At 42.9% G+C, this 15506-nt stretch carries 13 protein-coding genes; 4 read left to right on the top strand and 9 right to left on the bottom strand.

Annotated elements, in window-relative coordinates; genetic code table 11:
• Positions 1–1195: 1195 nt before the first annotated feature.
• A complete protein-coding gene (gene rfaH, locus ACVBIU_RS12315; protein ID WP_447163936.1) occupies positions 1196–1717 on the bottom strand; it encodes a transcription/translation regulatory transformer protein RfaH in 522 nt (173 codons plus the stop codon).
• Positions 1718–2180: 463 nt separating this feature from the next.
• On the opposite strand from rfaH, the gene ACVBIU_RS12320 reads away from it, so the two are divergent.
• Entirely contained in the window at positions 2181–3650 is a 1470-nt protein-coding gene (locus ACVBIU_RS12320) for a peptide MFS transporter (RefSeq protein ID WP_447161384.1), read from the top strand.
• A gap of 967 nt (positions 3651–4617) precedes the next feature.
• On the opposite strand, the gene ACVBIU_RS12325 is transcribed toward ACVBIU_RS12320, so the two are convergent.
• A complete protein-coding gene (locus ACVBIU_RS12325) occupies positions 4618–5724 on the bottom strand; it encodes a response regulator (RefSeq protein ID WP_447163935.1) in 1107 nt (368 codons plus the stop codon).
• Between the two features lie 90 nt (positions 5725–5814).
• The gene (locus tag ACVBIU_RS12330; RefSeq protein WP_447161386.1) at positions 5815–6594 is read right to left on the bottom strand and encodes an MlaA family lipoprotein; all 780 of its coding nucleotides are present in this window, start codon (positions 6592–6594) and stop codon (positions 5815–5817) included.
• Between the two features lie 394 nt (positions 6595–6988).
• Here ACVBIU_RS12330 and ACVBIU_RS12335 point away from each other — a divergent pair, with 394 nt between their 5' ends.
• Positions 6989–8692: a hypothetical protein gene (locus tag ACVBIU_RS12335; RefSeq protein WP_447163934.1), complete on the top strand. Its 1704-nt coding sequence runs from the start codon at positions 6989–6991 to the stop codon at positions 8690–8692.
• Between the two features lie 65 nt (positions 8693–8757).
• Positions 8758–9066, top strand: a complete 309-nt coding sequence (locus ACVBIU_RS12340; RefSeq protein ID WP_447163940.1) for an EscU/YscU/HrcU family type III secretion system export apparatus switch protein — start codon at positions 8758–8760, stop codon at positions 9064–9066.
• A gap of 656 nt (positions 9067–9722) precedes the next feature.
• Here the strand turns inward: ACVBIU_RS12340 and ACVBIU_RS12345 are convergent.
• Positions 9723–10127 (bottom strand): DUF2802 domain-containing protein, encoded by a 405-nt coding sequence (locus ACVBIU_RS12345; protein WP_447161388.1) that lies wholly within the window; start codon positions 10125–10127, stop codon positions 9723–9725.
• Positions 10128–10709: 582 nt separating this feature from the next.
• Positions 10710–11201 carry a chemotaxis protein CheW gene (locus tag ACVBIU_RS12350; protein WP_447161389.1) on the bottom strand — a complete coding sequence of 164 codons (492 nt, stop codon included), beginning with the start codon at positions 11199–11201 and terminating at the stop codon, positions 10710–10712.
• Between the two features lie 217 nt (positions 11202–11418).
• On the opposite strand from ACVBIU_RS12350, the gene ACVBIU_RS12355 reads away from it, so the two are divergent.
• Positions 11419–11667, top strand: a complete 249-nt coding sequence (locus tag ACVBIU_RS12355) for a hypothetical protein (RefSeq protein WP_447161390.1) — start codon at positions 11419–11421, stop codon at positions 11665–11667.
• 26 nt (positions 11668–11693) lie between these two features.
• Here ACVBIU_RS12355 and ACVBIU_RS12360 read toward each other — a convergent pair whose 3' ends face one another.
• The 4 genes from ACVBIU_RS12360 to ACVBIU_RS12375 form a co-directional block, all read right to left on the bottom strand.
• Positions 11694–12632, bottom strand: coding sequence for a chemotaxis protein CheW (locus ACVBIU_RS12360; protein WP_447163933.1), 939 nt, complete (start codon positions 12630–12632; stop codon positions 11694–11696).
• Positions 12616–13407, bottom strand: coding sequence for a ParA family protein (locus ACVBIU_RS12365; protein WP_447161392.1), 792 nt, complete (start codon positions 13405–13407; stop codon positions 12616–12618). Before ACVBIU_RS12365 ends, ACVBIU_RS12360 begins: the two co-directional genes overlap by 17 nt.
• Positions 13408–13612: 205 nt before the next feature.
• Positions 13613–14269, bottom strand: coding sequence for a hypothetical protein (locus tag ACVBIU_RS12370; RefSeq protein WP_447163932.1), 657 nt, complete (start codon positions 14267–14269; stop codon positions 13613–13615).
• The gene (locus tag ACVBIU_RS12375) at positions 14262–15449 is read right to left on the bottom strand and encodes a protein-glutamate methylesterase/protein-glutamine glutaminase (protein WP_447163931.1); all 1188 of its coding nucleotides are present in this window, start codon (positions 15447–15449) and stop codon (positions 14262–14264) included. Before ACVBIU_RS12375 ends, ACVBIU_RS12370 begins: the two co-directional genes overlap by 8 nt.
• Positions 15450–15506: the final 57 nt, after the last annotated feature.

The raw sequence follows: 15506 nt of genomic DNA on the forward strand, positions 1-15506 counted from the left end.
TAGCCCATCAAATACTTATACCATCTATAGAAGCGACGGCATAAATGCCGACCTACTTTTAAAGAAGGTTCTAGGTTCGAGGGAAATCATTAGCATCTAAAGCTAAATGTTGTTTGCTGTTGATTTTGGTCTTTGGCTTTCCTAGCAGTGAGCTTGCGAACGCCCTAGAACCTAGAGCCTAGAACCTTCTCAGTTCTCAGACACGCTACCGCCCATGGATTGCGGCTTCCAACGTGCCCATCCGCTTGGCGGATATGTCTAATTTTGTGTTACTTTCAAATTAACTTAAGGTAGGTTCAGCTCGTGCCTCTATCTTAAATCAACTTATTTCTGTCTTTCTCTTTCTCTTTCTCTTTCTCTTTGCTCTAACATAGTCATAGTTTCTGCAAACTTGGCCTTAAAAACAGAGTAAAGCAATTTGTTCTATACTAACGACTTCACTAACATGAGAGTTAGTCTTAAAACATCACTAACATGACAGCTAGCCTTACAAGTTACTAATCGCGACAATCAGCCACTATAATTAGTAACTAATCAGTTACTAATTCATTAGTTAATCGGTTACTCATAACCAGTTACTCGTAAAAAGACGAGCCATCCTCATGCTATAGAGACTGCTCCTCAAAGTTACAGCTTTTTTCACCAATGCATTACAAAGGTAAAAATTTGAGAAGCGCAGAATTATACACTAACGAGCTTACTTGAGCAGTAACTCTAAGCAATCACTTGCGTTAGTTGCTGAATCTTTATGCACTTGTAAACTCTGTCGTTAGGTTTTAGTTATTTTTTGCGCTTAATGGTTTAATCACTTAGTTCTGAACTCAGTTAATGCTAATGCACTAAATTAGCCGCTTACCCGTTAAAGACTCAATGGTACAGCCCTCGCTCAGCCACTACATTTTATCTATGGCTAGACTACAGTCTACCTAGGCCATACTCTTAATACACTGAGCTAATAACTGAGCTAATAACTAAACTGAACTAAGTATTCAATCTTGTTATTCCCACTATCAACACCTAAAACTAACACTTAAAGCTAACCGCTAAAACTAACACCTAAAGTTAACACCTATAGTTACCGCCATAAAAGCGCATAAAAAATCTAGCGTCGCGATTGTCGCTATGGCAAATATCCTACAAATTTAATAGTAAAATACCTACTTTTGATTTATTAAGCTTAAACGGGCTAGGTAATTTATTTAATCGGTTTTATCGCATCTCTTTCAACGGCTACTCGTTGCTGTTTACCCATCAAATCAAACAGTACGAAGCAGCGCTTCTCACCATTTGATTCATCGAAAATCCCTTCTAACTCAGTAAATGGACCTTGAGTAAAACGGACTTTATCCCCTACCTCTATCTTTGGCAGCGTTATGGCTTCATCTTCTTGCGGGGATATTGTTGATAGCAGCTTATGTTCGCGCATTTTGATTGCATGAATAATGCTGTCATCTATCGGTGTCATTAGTTCTTTACAACCAACGATTCTTATCACGCCACGTGTGTTATGAATTTTGGCCACGCTGGTAACTTGCGGGTCAAAGTTGATAAATAGATAACTGGGAAATAGCGATACGCGTCGTATACTTGTTTGCCCTTTTTGTATCTTTTCTTCTGGGTAACTAGGCAGATAAGTTTCAATTTGCTGAAGCGCCAAGTTTTGCTGAGCTCGAGCTTCGCCCCGAGATTTGCAATATAGTAGATACCAAGCCTTCATTTCGTTCTCTCATGTAATCTAACGAGCGCACTTTACAATCAGTGGCACCCTATTCGCCGCATGGATACTAGCAAATTTGTAAGCTAAATTGAAAGCCGAGACGAATCAAAGTAAAGCCTAAGCCTCATTTCTAATGTCTGTTTGATCACTGATTAAGCCACTGATTCAGTCAATCGTACTCTAGTGGTTATTAAGTCGGCAGTTACGTTTTCAAAATTGACTTTAGCCGTCCATAAAGGGTATATAAGGTAGGCTTTATCGCATTTGACGCTATTTTCAGCGCCAAATGACAAAAACTAGAATACAAGCCAACAATAAAACAGCTTTTTGATTAACAAAAACACCACAGACTTAACACCTCTTGGCTAATTACGTTAATTAGAAGCTGTAATAATTTAAGTAAAACAAATTTCTGTAGCGATATTTGAGTTGCAGGCAATCACAAGCGAAGGTGGAAGAATACATGAGCGTAGCAAAACCTCAGGGGACGATGCTCGGGCATCCTAAGGGACTGTTCCTGTTGTTTACAACAGAACTATGGGAACGATTCAGTTATTACGCAATGCGCGCCATTTTGGTGTTGTATCTAGTTGATAAAGTACAATCTGAAGGCGGACACGGTCTTGGTTGGACACAGGGCGAGGCTATTTCGCTTTATGGTACGTTCACCGGTCTTGTATATTTGACCCCTCTGATAGGTGGTTGGTTAGCCGATAATTACCTGGGCCAACGTAGATCTATCATGATTGGTGGTGCCTTAATGGCCGCTGGTCAATTTATCTTGGCGCTGCCACACAACTGGATCCCTGGTTCTGAAACCTTGGCCTTTTATTTTGGTCTTGGTACGTTAATCTTGGGTAACGGTCTGTTTAAGCCAAACATTTCAACTATGGTTGGCGACCTGTATGAAGAAGGCGATCATCGCCGTGACGGTGCATTCACCATCTTCTATATGGGTATCAACGTAGGTGCATTCCTTTCAGGTATTATTGTAGGCTCGGTTGTTGCTGCTTACGATGGTAACTTCCAGATGGGCTTCTTGTGCGCCGGTGTTGGTATGGTGCTGTCACTGATCATTCAATTCGTATTTGCACAAAGATTACTTGGTGACATTGGTCGCAAGCCAGCGGCTAAGCTTGAAAAAGAAAGAGCCGAAGCTGCAGGTGATGTACGTAAAGAGCCATTGACTAAGATTGAGCGCGATCGCATTAAAGTGATCATGGTTATGGGTTTATTCACTATCATCTTCTGGGCTGGTTTTGAGCAAGCCGGTGGTTTGATGAACCTGTTCACAAATGACTTTACCGATCGCATGATTGGCGGTTGGGAAGTTCCAACTACATGGTTCCAATCTCTTAACGCCATGTTCATTGTTATTTTTGCGCCAGTAATCGCCTCTATCTGGATCCGCTTAGGTAAAAACGAGCCAAACTCACCGGTTAAATTTGCATTAGGTCTTGTGCTACTCGGTATTGGTTTCCTATTTATGATCGGTGCTGTATTAGAGATGGGCGGCGACGCTAACGCTAAGTCAAGCATGTGGTGGTTAGTAGGTGCATACTTCTTCCATACTATGGGTGAGTTATGTCTATCTCCAATCGGCCTATCTATGGTGACTAAACTTGCTCCACTGCGTATCGCCTCATTAATGATGGGTGCATGGTTCTTGTTCATTGCTATCGCTAACAAGGTTGGCGGCGTGGTAGGTTCATTTATTGGACATGCTGGCGAAAAAGAAGAGCAGCTTGCAAATGCTATGGCTATCTTTGCTGGCATCGCAATTACCTCTGCAATTTCAGGTATTATCCTGTACTTCATGGCTGATAAGCTAGTTGACTGGATGCACGGTGCTGAGGATGGCCCGCATACTGAAGAGCAAGCTCTAGAAGAAGAGATTGCTGTTACTGCAGAGCATGAAGCGATTAGAAGATAAGAGATCCGGTTTAGGCTAAGACGGTTAGCGCTAAGACGGTCGAATCTGAGACTAAAGCCGGAAAAGCTTGAAACAGAAAAATGCCAGAAGAGTCATCTTCTGGCATTTTTGTTTTTAAGATTTAAAGCTGGTTTAAGCAGAGGCGTGGAAGGTCAGACAAGCTACAAACACGGCCTGTAATGTACTTTTGGCTTTTCACCACAGAGAAATGCGCTTAGCTCTGCAATCAAAAGCCAAAGCTATTCACCACAGAGAAATGTGCTTCACGCTACAATCAAAAGCCAAAAGCTATTCACCACGGCGAATATGGCGAAGCCATGTGCTAATAAGCGAGAGCTAGGGATAGCGAACTGGCCGTTAAACACGGATGCTATTGGGACTCGGAGCGCTACGCAACACGAAGAAAATCAACCGCAAGATCAAAAACAGCAAGTCAATCAACAGATATTTTGCTCTTTTGCACTTCTCCGTGTCCTCCGTGAAAGCGAAGCGCTTCGTGGTGAGAACGCTCTTCATGCTGTAATCAAAAATTAAAGCTATGCACCACAGAGAAATGTGCTTCACGCTGCAATCAAAAGCCAAAAGCTATTCACCACGGCGAATATGGCGAAGCCATGTGCTAATAAGCGAGAGCTAGGGATAGCGAACTGGCCGTTAAACACGGATGTTATTGGGACTCGGAGCGCTTCATGGTAAAAAAGCCTTTAAATCACTAGTTAAAAACCAAAACCATGCACACAAAGGACACTGTAATCCGTTTTACGTCTCAGCTTTCAGATTGTATGTAATCTAGCAGGAGCAAAGCAACGCTCTAGCCAGCCGTAGGCTGTACTAGCAGGCCAAAGGCCGATCTTCTTAGCTTAAAACCGTCAGTGCAGCGTTCCGTAAGTGAGCCTGCGAACGTTCCGTACACCGTAGGCTGTAAACCGTTCCGCTTCTCCGCTTGCGCTCTTTTCTGCGATCGCCCCTATTTTAATGACAGTTGAATATATCCGCCGGGCTGTGTGCTTGGGTCATGGATCAATCCATAGAACTGATTATCTAACAGTTGTTGCTTGTGTTTGCTTACTTGAGTAGAGATACATAATTGCTCTCCAAACAGCAGGGTTCTAAATTGAACACTAGGCTTGCTCCAATTTGTCATGCCAAGCTGTAGAGAATCTGCAAGCGCTATCGGTGACAACCCCTCATTGTTTTTTAGATAACACCTAAATTCACTTCCCGCTGTCGCAATAGCGGCTCGATATTGAGTGAGTTCGACCACGACATACGCCATATCAACCACAATGCCAAGTCGAGACTTAGCCATACGATCGTTAAGATAGACCAGCATATTAAAAGGTTCGGTGATGACAGGTGACATACCGTTGCTATACAACTTGAGTTTATGATTTACAAAGCTCTTTAGTAACACTGAAGCAAACGCTGCTCGGTTGTCATGAGGATGAAAGTGGGCCATATACATCATGACATGGTTTTCATCTATCATGGCGGTATCGATAAAGTGGGCACTCACCTCGTTGGTATTAAACAAGCTATAGTCAATCACAACATCGCTATACTCAACCCGACTCGGCGGGAAAAGCTGTTGTTGTACGCTTTTAGCGGCTTCGCTACTTTGCTCCAATAACGCCAAATTTTCATTTAATTCAAGATAGGATAAGGATTCTTGCTCATCAAAATTCAATGACTCTTCAAATGAGTTATTCAGACATTCGCGAATGGAATTTTCGATTAGATATAAATCAGAGACAGGTTTAACGAGGTAGTCACTGGCACCATGTCTTAATGCGTCAATAACATCAGACATTGCTTGGTTACCCGATATGATGATCGAAGGAGTGCCAGGCCTATGTTTATTCATCGCTTTAAGCATATCTAAACCACCGAGTTTGGGCATACTTAAATCTGCAATGACAATATCAAACTGTTGTTCTTTAAAGCGAGTGAGTCCTTGCTCACCATTATCAGCTTCTATTACTTCTGCACCGCGGCTATCTAGATAAGATGTGACCAGTTTACGAAAAACTGGATCGTCTTCAACAAAAAGTATCGTAAGCTCTTTTAGCGCCATAAACTGCCCTTAATTGACAACAACGCAAACAACACTTTTTGTTTGCGTGTTAAGTAGAGCTTTTAGTTGTTATTCCCCACTCTACCAATGTTATTCTAGTTCTTGCATATATTCGTCAAGCAACTCGTCATCATCGTCACTTTGAGGTACATCGCCGTCATATACCTTATAATCCAAATGCTGAAAATAAGCATCTTTAACAAAGGTATATGGATCTAGAGCGTTATCAACCAATCGTTCCTGATCGATTGCAGATGCTCGGGTATGCAAGTTTTTAAGACCCCATTTTAGTACTGATTGCCAAAACGTTAGCTCAGACAGGGGAAAGTATAGATCATCAACCCAATCTGAGGCGATTTCACGAGTAACATATGGACCGAAAAATGGCGCCATGAAATAAGGACCATTTGGCACACCGTAATAACCAAGCACTTCACTGAAGTCGTCTTGTTTACGTGGCATGCCCATCATGTCGGCTACATCAATTGTCCCGAGTAGCCCTAATGTGGTGTTAACCGTAAAACGTCCACCAGCATTTGCAGCCCAGCCCCACTTACCTTGTAACGTGTTATTTATCAGACTCGATGGCTCTTCAAGGTTAAGTACGAAATTATTAATGCCACTTTTCAGCGGTCGCGGGACATAGTCATTGTAGCCATGTGCGACGGGGCGATAAAAGTATCTATCCATAAACAGATAGTTAAAGTCCCACATCGCCCTGTTAAAGCCCTCTATGGGATCTCTTGGGTCGTTATAGGTTACCGTTATTTGCTGGTCACTATCCATAGTGGGATCAGTGGCATTTTCTGCAGCTTCAATTGAAGGCATTCCAAATATCGCCAGAGAAAGCACAATCCATTTAAACTTCATAATTGTCTCTTTGAAAAGGAGTCCATGTACTCGTCATTACTTTCACGCATTTAGACTCACGCCTTAATACATAAGATAAAAATTCATATTAAGTTTTCGACTAACTATCGCTAGCAATTTGTTTTAATTCAATAAAAACAGTATCAATCTATGTCACTTTGCATCGTACATCTGTTAAAGCAAAATTCAAGCTAAAGTGCTGTAGCCTTAGTGTCGATATACGTAACAAGACCGTTTATGGTTCCAAAAATTTATAAAAGTAGTCGAAAATCTTTATTTTTACATTTAAGGTGGATAAGGATACTGAGTAAGCCTATAAGATCAAACATAAATTTGTGTACAAACATATCTAAGCAGTCGTTTAAACCCTTGTAACACTTAACAAGAGCATACTTTGAATACGGTAACGGAACTCTTTACAGCTGCAAATCATCAACAAGGCAAAGGTTTGTCAACGGCAAAGCCTGTTAGCTCTTTGGTACCGGTGTCGCTGCTGACTCCTCAACCAGGATTAGGTCCTCAACTCGGAACAAGTCATCAAAGTGGGCTGAGCGTTATGCTTGCAGGTAAGAGCTTTAGCCTAAAACCTACGCAAGAGACCCAATTACCGCGCCTTAACCAATATTCAAACTTCATGTTAAATATAGTGCAAATCAACGGCACTATAAAACAGAGCATACTTTTAGCCTTAGGCCAGACACTTAGACTCCCTTTACCGCAAGCTCTGCTAACCATAATTAGCAATGCCAATGGCCAAGAAAAAAAATTACAACTATTAGCTAAACGTAAAGATGGCTATCAACTACCGAACGCAGAAATACATGACAGTGAGCTAATATTTGATAAAGGTCCAAGGATCGAGTTAGCAAGCCTTGGCTCTCTCAGTTGTGGGCACTATGTGGCATCGATTAAAAGTACCAATGATCAGTTGTTCCTGCAGTTAGTCCCGATTAAGTTACAAACTGAAGTTAACCTGATCCCTGAGCAGGCATCAGACGAAAAACAGAACGAAATAGCAAGTCAGCCAATAGTACAAAAACCGGACTCAAAATCAGCTCAAAAAGCCGATATGAACTTTCAATATAGAAAATTATTCAAAGCATTAGAAAGCATCGAAGTGAAGCTTGCTGATAGCGATGTAACGGGCTTAAACAAAACTGAAATAACGGACAAAACAGCTCAAGCTTCTACTCAAATCTCAAATGCAGCCACTCGTGAAGGCTTCTTAGCTGGTGCACTGATAAAAGCCGGTGGGCTCCCAAAATTGGCCGCTGCCACACTTAATACAAAACAAAGTCTTGCCAGCGTGCTTCTCAAGTCGCTCCCTATGATGATGCCTGAAACGTTAACCGAGTTGAGTCAGCCTCAACGGCTAAAGCTAATCACAGCTCAACTCTTTAGCCCCTCAGTCTCTCCCAACGAATGGCTTAATACGTCACTTTCGAGTCACTTCAGCACTATGGGTTTACTGCTTCAATTGCTATTAGCAAGAGCCTCATCGCAAAGTATTTCACCCGAACTCATGCAAAAGCTAGCAAAGCTACAAAGTCACCTAGCGCTCCCTGAGGCAATAATGAAATTACTCGAGGCAGCACTGGTTAACGAGTCGCTGGCAAACATTTTTAATAATTTAAGTCTTTATCAGCAGGCATCAACTAAAACTGAAGTGGCCACTCATTACTATTTTGCTCTGCCCTACTCTATCAATCATTATCAAGAGCAATTAGAAGTGCATGTGCAAAAAGAAAACAATACTAAGCAAAACGTTCCAGATAAAGATAGTGCTAATAAACACAGCTGCACGTGGAAACTACAATTAAAGTTTAACTTAGCCAGTGGCCCATTATTAATTAGTGCACAAGCAGCACAAGCAGCACAAGCAAATAGAAATCATGAAAAGCCAATAAACGGATCCCTTAAGCTAAACTTCTGCAGCAGTAGTGACACCCTGATAGCTAAAATAAAACTGCTAACGCCAGCACTTACGCACAAAATCGAAGCTGTCGGCTTTAGTCAAGTTTCAGTAACGACTAAACAAGAAAATGTACCTGCCAGCATTTTGCCTGGCGAGCATTACTTAGTGAAAGTTCATGTATAAACTCACAATGCAAGATTTAGCCTTCAGTGAACCTATGACCAGGGAAATACTAGTTGAACACTACAATGAAAGAGTCTAACAAACCAACAAAAGCTGTAGCGCTAAATTACCAGGCGGGTAGTGCGCCAAAAGTCACTGCAAAAGGTGAAGATAAACTCGCAGAAGAGATTATCGCCATAGCCCAACAAGCAGGGGTTCATATTCATCAAGATGAACATCTGTGTGATTTCTTACAGCGATTAGAGGTTGGTGATGAGATCCCAGCCGAGCTTTACTTACTTATCGCAGAGCTAATTGCGTTTGTATATGTGCTAGACGGCAAGTTTCCAGAAAAATGGGACAATTTACATCATAAGATAATGGAAGAGGTTTAAAGAAGGTCCTAGGTCCGAGGAAAGGCAAAGAAAGGTCCTAGGTGAAAGCTAAGATGGAAAGCAAAGAAAGACGAAAAAACAAAGATGAACGGCCTGCGGCACATGACTGTTTGATTTGATGTCACTATGGAACGCTTCGCTTACGGAAAACAAAAAAAACACTGCGGTAATTGGAATACAAAGCCGAAAAAGTGAAGGAGATAAATAAGTCAGAAGACTCAGCCTGTACCGTCTTAGTCTGTAGCATCTTAGCCAGTACTAACCCTTTTAAATGTAGGTCGGGATTTATCCCGACAAATTTTGTGTTTGCCTCCCAGATTGATGGGCTGAAGCCCAACCTACAAAAAATTATTTTATGTGCTCTCATCTTGGCTCTCACAGCCCCAGGAGGTTTCATCTCAGCCTGTATAGTCTTAGCTTAAACCGTCATCGCAGCGTTCTGTGAGTGAGCCTGCGAACGTTCCGTTATCCGTAAGCCCAGCGTTCGTCTCAGCCTTTGATTGTATAGCAGGACGAAGTCAGCTCTAGCACCTAGAAGCGCAGCGCCCTAGATTCTTCTTCGCTTGTACCGTCAGCGCAGCGTTCTGTGAGTGAGCCTGCGAACGTTCCGTTATCCGTAAGCGAAGCGTCCTCGCAGTGAGCCTGCGAACGTCCTGCTACTTTCCATGCAGTCGGATCAACAGTTCGGCTTCGGCTTTTGGTAGCTCACACTCTTCAATCAGTTCTGCAACGCCTGCGCCTAGGGCAACCATCTTCATTGCACGAGAATATAGTCTAGCTTGCGGATCTTGTTGGCTACTCTCTTCCAGTTTTTCATCTTGTTGTGTTAGCTTTTTCTCAAGCTCTAGCATTCGACGCCCAACACCAATGGTGCCACTTCTAAGCTCTTGTAGTTCGCGCTTAACGGCTTCTCTTTGCTTATCGCCTTCTTTTACTAACAAAGTTAACGCATCAACTTTTGCTCGTAGCTCGCCAGTCTGTTTTTGTAAATAAAACACCAACGCAAGGCAGACAACGATGAATAGTAACGCTGCTGCGATTAAAATTTCTTCAAAAATCATTAATAACTCATTTTTTAAATATCTAAGAAGGACGCTGCTAGAGCGTGATTGCGTCACTTCGAGGGCGTCGCCTTGCTCCTTCTAGGTTAAAGCGAAGAAGGACTTAGGTCCTAGGAAAATCAGGTTCTAGGAAAATCAATAAACAGTAAGGCTAAGACGAACGGCCTGCGGTCTTACGGCACGTGACTATTTGTATTAACTGAATGTCACTAAGGAACGCTTCGCTTACGGAAACACGAAGAAAGGCGTCGCGTTGCTCCTTCTAGATTAAAACTATGAAGGAGCGAGATCCTAGGAATATCAAAAAATTAAAACGAACAGACTGAGTCACTTCTAGACTCAGCAAGTTATGTTTTGTAGGTTCGGATTTAGCCCATCAAATACTGATGCCATCTATAGAAACGACGGCATAAATGCCGACCTACTTTAAAAGAAGGTTCTAGGTTTGGCAAAAGAAACTTTACACTTAATCGATACAAGCTTTTGCATTTGCTTTTGCATTTCCTAGGACCTAGCAGCGAAGCGTCCTCGAAGTGAGCCTGCGAACGCCCTAGCAGGACGAAGTCCGTTCTCGCCCCGACTTTAAATCTGCGTTAGTTCCATCCACTCTTCATCAGATAGTAACTTATCTAGATCAACCAAAATCAATAATTCACTCTCGCGGTTACTCACGCCTTGAATAAACTTGGCGCTCTCTTCAGTTCCTACATTCGGTGCGTTATCAATCTCAGAGCGGCGCAGGTAAACAACCTCAGCAACGCTATCGACTAAAATACCGATAACCTGCTTTTCAGCCTCAATAATAACGATACGCGTTGAATCATTTACGTCAGCTGACGCTAAACCAAAACGTGAACGGGTATCGATAACGGTGACAACATTGCCACGTAAGTTAATAATACCTAATACATAGTGAGGCGCACCAGGTACAGGCGCTATCTCGGTATAACGCAATACTTCTTGTACCTGCATTACATTGATACCATAGGTTTCATTATCGAGCTTGAATGTTACCCACTGTAACACTGCATCTTCGGTTCCCGCTGCTACGGCTACACTGTTTGAACTTGTCATAATCGCCTCAATCTATAGCTCTGCAGCTATTTGTCTAATCTATTCTTTAATATTTATACCAACCAAACCGATTGGCTAACCACTGTTAAATGCTAATAATGTGCTAGTACGCATAATATTGATAACTAAAATAGATAGTTACTTGTTTCTATGCCGCATATAGCCATTGAATTCCCATTAATAAATCTATTATCTAAAATAGGTGCTCATTTTTACTATGGTGCAAGCATCGCAGTCTAATGCAAGACTGCCAACAATCTTTCCCTATTGCCCTGTATCGACTGCTCAGCACTATTCTTTACCTTGCCTTCTGTATCTTGGCTTCTTTACCCAAGCATCTTTACTAGGTCATAGATACACTGGCATCAATAGTGTGGCATCTTTATCTGAGCAACTTTACCTGAACAGCTTTACCTTAGCCCCCCTGCGCAACTCTAAGTCGTTAATACTATGGGGCGATGAGTAAATAAAAATCATCCGAACTTTATATGGTTATGCTGTCTTGACTACCCAGTCTTGACAGCCTAAGCCTGAACCCAACATCTGTACCAAGGCCTCAACATTTAAAATGCCGCACATACGCTCTTTTACCACACCAGCAAGCCATGGCCGTTTACCTGCTTGGCTACGCCAATTAATGTCAGATTTTTTAATCGATATTGTGTCAACTAATGACTCACACGCAAGGCCCCAATCGCTATTTTCTAGTAGAACAACATATTGATAGGTCACATTCTCGCTTAATTGCTCATCATATTTTTCAGGCATCACCCAAGCACAAGTATCGACAACATTAAGTTGTGCTTCTCGATGCTGTTGCACTCCCATATACCAAGACGGCCGTCCCATGAGACGAGTGATCTTATCAACACTCACAATGCCCCCTAAACTCACTAAAGGTACTGCTAGCGTCAAACCCGCTACTTTAAAAAATAACACCTGAAACTCTTCATCTAGCTGCTCCAATAGTGTTTGAGTAGACACTAAAGGCTCATTGATTAATTGCTCTGTAGTTTGAGGCGTTAGATCCTGCGGCTGGGCGCTATCACTGATAACTGCTGAGTCAGCGAGCAACTCAGACTCAGGTTCAATTTTTGTATGATGACTAAAATTTGAATCATGGCTAATTGAAGCTATGCCGACAGCAGGCCAAATATCGGTAAGAGTGTCAGCACTGGCTAACGTCGCTGTCGAGTATTGCGGCTCAACTTTGTTGGCACTTTCTTGAGGTGAGCGAGCGAACAATTGCTCTAATGCTTGTCGACTTAGGCGCTCATCTGCCTCTCGGCTTGCTAATTTTGTGCATTCTAGGGTTTTGCTTTGTGCGTAATCGCCTTCTGTTACCCTACTCGCTACTGCGCACTTTGTTTGCGGCTCATTAAGCAGCAACGAGAAATAATCACATACTGCATCATCAACTGATTTTGACATGTGATAAGCCCTTCGCAAGTAAATAATCGAGTAATCTATCGTACGCTTTTACGCCACGGCTATTAGGGGCGTAATGGGAAGCAGGTAAATGGCTCAAACTGGCATCTCTAAATTTGGTATCAACAGGGATCACGTCCTGCCATAACTCTTGGTTATAATCTTCATTAAGTTGTAACAATGCAGCTGAGGCCGCGCGAGTGCGTTTGTCATACATGGTTGGCACTATCGTGTAGCTGTATTGGATTTTTTTTGAGCGCCCCATTAACAACATGGTTTTCACCATACGGTCTAGACCTTTTAGTGCTAAGAACTCAGTTTGCACCGGCACAATAATATGCTCACTTGCGGCTAACGCATTAACCATTAACACCCCCAGTACTGGCGGGCAATCTATCAATACTACATCGTACCTATCTTCGATTAACTTTAAGGCCTTGGTTAAGATGAGCCCCATGCCTTCTTGATGACCTAAACTCCGGTCTATCGTCGCTAACGCCATCGTTGAGGGCATTAAATCTAATCCCACGACATTGGTCGGTACAATATGAGCCTGTACGACATCACTCGTTAATCGCTTATTCGCTAAAAACAGATCGTATAAAGAACAGGGTAATTGCTCACTATCAATACCAAGATAGTACCCAAGGGATGCATGGGGATCGGTATCAACCATCAACACCTTCAGACCACGTTTCACAAACGCACCCGCTAGACTGGCAACAGTTGTTGTTTTCCCCACCCCACCTTTTTGGTTTGCTATGGTCCAGATTTTCAAAGGATAATCCCCGGTTATAAGATTTTGTTTTAGCGCTTGTTAATCAGCTGTACTGCTCAGTGTTAGTGCTTAATGTTAGTGATCAGTGTTAGTGATCAGTGCTATGGCTCAACGTTATTACTCCGCTCAACTTTTGCACTCTATCGCTCAATGAAGATTGTGCTGTAATCAAATGAATGATTGCCCTTGTCAAAGCTCACACCACTTAATCTTCTGGCTCTCTGGTTGTGACTCTAATTCCGCCATGGGGCAAACTAATGAGTTTCACTCCATCATCGCTTTCTAACACTGTCACAGCGCTCGCCTGACGACTCATATCGTTATGCTTAACAAGCTCAGTGTTTAGCGCCCTGTTAACGTCTTGCTGTATTGCAAGCGGCTTATCACTTGTCTCTGCTTTATGTTTTAACGTCTTATTTACTGAACGAGTCTCATCAAGATGACTTGTTGGCTGAGCTGGTGTCTCTGGCTTAACTTTTGTTGCTTGCGTAAGTTGCTTAACTTGTGTTGCTTGCGTAACTCCTGGCCCTATGGGTAAAACCGTTGACTCACCTTGCAGTGCCTTATCGACAAAAGACTGTACAAAATGTGGATTTTCAGCCATCCAGTTAGACATCACTTCAGCCTGTTCATCGGGGACCATCAATAAGATTTGGCTGCTTTGCAGCTTCTGTACTTCATTGGTTAACAGTTTGTTTTTATGCTGAGATTCAAAGTAGAGTGAACCAAACGTAAAAGAGGCAATACTTAGCAAAAACATCAATAGCAATGACAGCGTATTCACTTCGCCCCGTTGCGCTATGATGCTTTTTCTTACGGCACTTTTTCTTTCGGCACGTTGCCTCAAAGCCGCTTTAGCCATTAATGGTCTCTTTAATAATCGATTCAGCCATATGCTCTAACGCAATAGACTTCGTGGCGATACCTGCCGCAGTTACCGCTTGCGGCATACCATAAACCACACAGCTAGCCTCATCCTGAGCCCACACTGTAGCGCCAATACCTTTAAGCATTCTGGCCCCTTCGCGACCATCTGCACCCATACCGGTTAAGACAACAGCAAGCACATCGCCGCCAATTACTTTAGACGCTGATGCGAAGGTAATATCGACACAAGGCTTATAATTCATATCGGCTTTACCCGCTATCACCTTAATTCTGCCGTAAGCCCCACCGCGCTCTAGCATCATTTGCATGCCGCCAGGCGCTAAGTATGCGCAGCCAGGCCTTAGCTGATCGCCACTTTCAGCTTCTTTAACTTCAATCTTACACAAGCTATTAAGTCTGGTTGCGAACGTTGGCGTAAAAGCCGCTGGCATATGCTGAATAAGCAAAATGGGGTGCGGATAATTCGCAGGTAATTGAGTTAACACCTTTTGCAGTGCAACTGGCCCCCCTGTAGAGGTACCGATAAGTAATGCTTTATATTTTTTGCCACTACCACGAGTGATAACACTTGCTCGACTGGCGGGCCTTTCAAGTGTGCTTGCAGCGGTTGTAGCTGTAACGGCTGAGCGAGAAAGGCTCGATGAACTACGGATCCTATCCGCGGCTCTCTCATTACTAATACTACTAGTAGCACTAACACCGCTAGGCTGAACTCTGTCATTGCCAGACAATGGACGAGCAATCGGCCTAAATAGACGTCGACGACCTAACGCACGAATTCGTTGCTGCAATAGCGCTATCGCGTCATCTTTATTACTGGCGATATCTTCAAAGCGTTTTGGTAAAAAGTCTAAAGCACCCGCGTCTAATGCTTCCAATGTGGCTTTAGCGCCATCATGGGTCAGTGATGAAAACATTAAGATAGGAATTGGCTTGCTCGCCATGATCTGCTTTACCGCAGTGATCCCATCCATAACAGGCATTTCGATGTCCATGGTGATCACATTCGGATTCAACTCTGCAGCCATCTTCACGGCCTCAGCACCATTACACGCGGTACCCACCACCTCAAGCTCAGAGTCTTGACTCACTATTTCGCTAACACGTCGTCTGAAAAAACTCGAATCATCAACGACTAAAACTTTAATGCCCATTTAAATCCCTATACCGCACCACTGGCTCGCTCAATGCTGTATGTAAAAAAGGGAATA

It is taken from the genome of Shewanella sp. 30m-14 (assembly GCF_052977125.1).